This is a genomic window from Streptomyces sp. E2N166 (assembly GCF_003671715.1).
In the GTDB taxonomy this organism is placed as follows: domain Bacteria; phylum Actinomycetota; class Actinomycetes; order Streptomycetales; family Streptomycetaceae; genus Streptomyces; species Streptomyces thinghirensis.
This window is the reverse complement of sequence record NZ_RAIF01000006.1, coordinates 996,414-1,000,987: the sequence shown is the minus strand read 5'-3', so window position 1 is coordinate 1,000,987 and position 4,574 is coordinate 996,414. Positions and strand designations below refer to the sequence as shown.

General features: G+C 71.9%; 5 protein-coding genes. 2 read left to right on the top strand and 3 right to left on the bottom strand.

Translation table 11 applies throughout. The features are described from left to right. Window positions 1-8: 8 nt before the first annotated feature. Complete coding sequence (locus EBH09_RS04845) at window positions 9-911, top strand: sugar phosphate isomerase/epimerase (protein WP_121745726.1); 903 nt, start codon at window positions 9-11, stop codon at window positions 909-911. A gap of 150 nt (window positions 912-1,061) precedes the next feature. Next, the gene (locus EBH09_RS04840) at window positions 1,062-1,475 is read left to right on the top strand and encodes a VOC family protein (protein WP_121745725.1); all 414 of its coding nucleotides are present in this window, start codon (window positions 1,062-1,064) and stop codon (window positions 1,473-1,475) included. Between the two features lie 30 nt (window positions 1,476-1,505). Here the strand turns inward: EBH09_RS04840 and EBH09_RS04835 are convergent, their stop codons facing one another. The 3 genes from EBH09_RS04835 to EBH09_RS04825 are packed head-to-tail and all read right to left on the bottom strand — an operon-like array spanning window position 1,506 to window position 4,506. Further along, on the bottom strand, window positions 1,506-2,510 hold the full coding sequence (locus tag EBH09_RS04835; protein ID WP_121745724.1) for a Gfo/Idh/MocA family oxidoreductase: 1,005 nt from the start codon (window positions 2,508-2,510) through the stop codon (window positions 1,506-1,508). 41 nt (window positions 2,511-2,551) lie between these two features. After that, window positions 2,552-3,331, bottom strand: a complete 780-nt coding sequence (locus EBH09_RS04830) for an SDR family oxidoreductase (RefSeq protein ID WP_121746246.1) — start codon at window positions 3,329-3,331, stop codon at window positions 2,552-2,554. Further along, window positions 3,328-4,506 (bottom strand): phytanoyl-CoA dioxygenase family protein, encoded by a 1,179-nt coding sequence (locus EBH09_RS04825; protein ID WP_121745723.1) that lies wholly within the window; start codon window positions 4,504-4,506, stop codon window positions 3,328-3,330. Before EBH09_RS04825 ends, EBH09_RS04830 begins: the two co-directional genes overlap by 4 nt. Between the last annotated feature and the right edge of the window lie 68 nt (window positions 4,507-4,574).

The window sequence follows — 4,574 nt, the reverse complement described above, 5'->3', positions numbered from 1 at the left end:
GGCCTGACATGCCCGCTGCCCTCGACCGCATCCGCGTCGGCTCGGCCCCCGACTCCTGGGGAGTCTGGTTCCCCGACGACCCCCGGCAGGTGCCCTGGGAGCGTTTCCTGGACGAGGTCACCGAGGCCGGCTACGAGTGGATCGAGCTGGGCCCCTACGGCTACCTCCCCACCGACCCGGCCCGCCTCACCGACGAGGTGACCCGGCGCGGCCTCAAGGTCTCCGCGGGCACCATCTTCTGCGGCCTGCACCGCGGCCCCTCGGAGTGGGACGCCACCTGGGAGCAGGTCAGCCGCGTCGCCGCCCTGACCCGGGCCATGGACGCGAAGCACCTCGTCGTCATCCCGTCCTTCTGGCGCGACGACAAGACCGCCGAGATCCTGGAACCGCCGGAGCTGACCGGCGAGCAGTGGGCGCACCTGACCAAGGGGATGGAACGGCTCGGCCACGAGGTGCGGGAGACCTACGGCCTCGACATCGTCGTCCACCCGCACGCCGACACCCACATCGACACCGAGGAGCACGTCGAGCGCTTCCTCGACTCCACCGACTCCGACCTGGTCAGCCTCTGCCTGGACACCGGCCACTACGCCTACTGCGGCGGCGACAGCGTCAAGCTGATCGAGACGTACGCCGAGCGCATCGGCTACCTGCACCTCAAGCAGGTCGACCCGGAGATCCTCGCCGAGGTGCGGGCGGGAGGGGTGCCGTTCGGGCCGGCCGTGCAGCGCGGGGTGATGTGCGAACCGCCCACCGGCGTACCCGAGCTGGGTCCGGTGCTCACGGCCGCCCAGAAACTGGGCGTGGACCTGTTCGCCATCGTCGAGCAGGACATGTACCCCTGCGAGCCCGACAAGCCCCTGCCCATCGCCGTCCGCACCCGCAGGTTCCTGCGCTCCTGCGGCGCCTGAGACGTCGGAGGCGTCCGAGACCTCCGAGACCGAGGCCGCTGACCGTGCCGGCGGGGAGGGTCCCGCCGGCACGCCGCTCGGCGGGCCGTTGTCAGTGGGGCGCGCTAGCGTGCACAGCACTGGCACTTCGTCCCGTTCCGGGAGGCAGTCATGTCCTCACGTCTCAACCCCTACCTCAGCTTCGACGGCGATGCCCGACAGGCGATGGAGTTCTACGAGCAGGTGTTCGGCGGCACGCTGGCGTTGAACACCTTCGGCGCGTCCGGCATGGCCGACGGCCCCGACGCCGACAAGATCATGCACGGCATGCTGGAGACACCGAGCGGCTTCACCCTGATGGGCGCGGACACCCCGCCCGGGATGGAGCACAGCCCGGGGAACACCTTCTCGGTGAGTCTCAGCGGCGACGACGAGACCGAGCTGCGCGGCTACTGGGAGCAGCTCTCCGCCGGCGGCTCCGTCGCCGTGCCGCTGGAGAAGCAGATGTGGGGCGATGTCTTCGGCATGTGCACGGACCGGTTCGGCGTCCCCTGGATGGTGAACATCAGCGAGCCGGCGAGCTGATCGCGCCGCTCGCCGACCCGCACGCCCGGCTCATCCCCGCCGTACCTCCTCGATCGTCACCGGCCGGTGCTCGCGCAGCGACAGTGTGCAGGCCTCGGCGATCCAGCCCGCCTCCAGCGCGTCCTCGATCGTGCAGGGGGAGGTGCGGTCACCGGCGACGACCTCGGTGAACGCGGTGAGTTCGGCGCGGTAGGCGGCGGTGAAGCGGTCCATGAAGAAGTCGTGCGGAGTGCCGGACGGGAAGGTCACGCCGGGCTCGACCGAGCGCAGCGGCAGCTTGTCCTCCAGACCGACGGCGATGGAGTCCGCGAAACCGTGGATCTCCATGCGGACGTCGTAACCCCGCGCGTTGTGGCGGCTGTTGGAGACCACGGCGATCGTGCCGTCGTCCAGGGTGAGAATCGCTCCGGTGGTGTCGGCGTCGCCCGCGTCCTTGATGAAGTCGGCGCCGCGGTTGCCGCCGACGGCGTACACCTCGGTCACCTCCCGGCCGGTCACCCAGCGGATGATGTCGAAGTCGTGCACCGAGCAGTCGCGGAAGATGCCGCCGGAGGCGGCGACGTACGCGGCGGGCGGCGGAGCCGGGTCCAGCGTGGTGGACCGCACGGTGTGCAGCTTGCCCAGCTCACCGCCCCGCACGGCTGCCCGCGCGGCGACGAACCCGGCGTCGAAGCGGCGGTTGTAACCGATCTGGATCGGCACGTCGTGACCGGCGACCGCCTTGAGCACCTCGACGCCCTCCGCCATGGTGCGAGCGACGGGTTTCTCGCAGAAGACGGGGACGCCGGCCTCGACGGCGGCCAGGATCAGCCCCGGGTGGGCGTCGGTCGCCGCCGCGACCACCACAGCGTCCACCCCGGCGGCCAGCACCGCCTCGGGGGAGTCCGCGACCTCGGCGCCGAACCGCTCGGCGGCGGCCTTCGCGGCGTCCGCGAACGGGTCGGCGACGACCAGCGAGTCGACGGACTCGAGTCCGGAGAGGGTCTCGGCGTGAAAGGCGCCGATGCGGCCGAGGCCGAGGATTCCGATGCGCATGTGCTCCGCTGCTCCCTGTGTGTGGTTGCGGTGGTGAGGACTCAGTCCAGGCCACCGAGGACGTTCTGGTCCCAGTCGACGACCGAGCCCGTGACCACGCCGGACCGGTCCGACAGCAGCAGGACCACGAAGTCGGCGATCTCGTCCGGTTGCCCGAGCTTGCCCATCGGCAGCCGGGCGGCGGCCTCCTCGCGCCAGTCGTCCCCGGCACCGTGGAAGGCGCGCTGGGTCGCGTCCTCGCCCTCGGTCGCCGTCCAGCCGATGTTCAGACCGTTGATCCGCACCCGGTCCCAGCGGTGCGCGTGTGCGGCGTTCCTGGTGAGACCCACGAGCCCCGCCTTCGCGGCGACGTACGGCGCGAGGAACGGCTGCCCACCGTGCGCCGAGGACGTGATGATGTTGACGACGGTGCCGGGCGCTCCCCGGCCCACCATGTCCGCGACCGAGGCCTGCATCGCGAAGAACGGCGCCTTGAGGTTGATCGCGATGTGCTGGTCGAACAGCTCGGGAGTCGTGTCCAGCAGCGTCCCCCGCGAGGTCAGCCCGGCCGAGTTCACCAGGCAGTCGACACGGCCGTACGCCTCCACCACCCGGGCCACGCAGGTCTTCGCCTGCTCCGCGTCCGCCAGGTCGGCCCGTACGAACATCGCCGTGCCGCCCGCCGCCGTCAGCTCGGCCACCAGGTCGTCGCCGGGCTCCGGGCGCCGTCCGGTGACGGCCACGACCGCGCCCTCGCGGACGGCGGCCCGCGCGATGGCGGCCCCGACGCCCTGACTTCCGCCGTTGACCAGGACGACCTTGTCGTCGAGAAGTCCCCTCACGCCCGCCACCTTCCTCGGCTCTCCCGGCGTTCCCGGCCGGCCCGAAGCACCTCGCGCAGTGCCTCCGGCGTCCACTCCTCGCGCAGCGCCCGCCGTACGACATCCGCCTGCGAGGGCGGGGCCAGACCGTCGACCGGTGGATCGCTGTCGAGGTTGGTGGGGAAGGGGTAGCCCTCGGCGCTCGCGGCGACCACGTTCTCCAGCCACCGCTCGTCCACACCCTTGCCCCGGCGCCTGAGCAGCACCGGGTAGACGGCGTTGGCCACCGCCTCCCGGTCCACGGTCTCCATGGCGCGGCCGAACGCGGAGGAGACCTGGAGCAGGTTGGCCATGCGACGGATGTCCGCGGAGCGGTTGGTGCCGGCCGCGTGGAAGAGCGCCGGGTTGAAGAAGACCGCGTCGCCCTTGGCGAGGGGAAGCTGGACGTGGTGCGCCTCGAAGTAGGCCCGGAACTCCGGGAGCCGCCAGGCCAGGTATCCCGGCTCGTACTTCTGGGAGTGCGGCAGGTACATCGTGGGCCCCGACTCCACGGGCATGTCGCGGTGCGCGACAGCGCCCTGCAGCGTGAGCACGGGGGAGAGGCGGTGCACGTGCGCCGGATAGGCGGCGGCGACCTCGTTCGAGAGGAAGCCGAGGTGGTAGTCGCGGTGCACGGTCTGGGCCGTACCGCCCGGGTTGACCACGTTGATCTGGGAGGTGATCTGGTAGCCGGGGCCGAGCCAGGCCCGGGCGACCAGGGCCAGCGCGTCGTTGGCGTAGTAGTCGGCGAAGGCCTCGGCGTCGTGCAGGGCCGTCTTCTCCAGGGCGTTCCACACCCGGTCGTTGGCCCCGGGCGCCGCGAAGTGGTCGCCGGCGGTGGTGCCCGAGGCGTGCTGCTCGGTGATCAGGGCGTCGAACACGGCGGTGGCCCGGTCGACGACCGACGGGTCCGGGAACGCGCCCTCCAGGACGACGATGCCGGGGCCGTCGGCGAGGGCGCGGACCAGTTCGGCCGCCGTCTCGCGGTCGTCGTGCAGCCGGTCGGCGTCGTAGACGGGGACGTTACGGTCCATGGCTCGGGCCCGCGGATGATCGGCGGGGTCGGTGGGCCGCTCGACGAGCGCGCGGAACGTGTCGAGGTCGCAGTCCCGCTCGGACAGCCAGGCGCGGCGGGAGGGGACGGGAGACAAGGACATCGTCGTCCTTTCGGTGGCCGGTGGCCGGTGGCCGGTGGCCGGTGGCCGGTGGCCGGGGGACGGAGGGC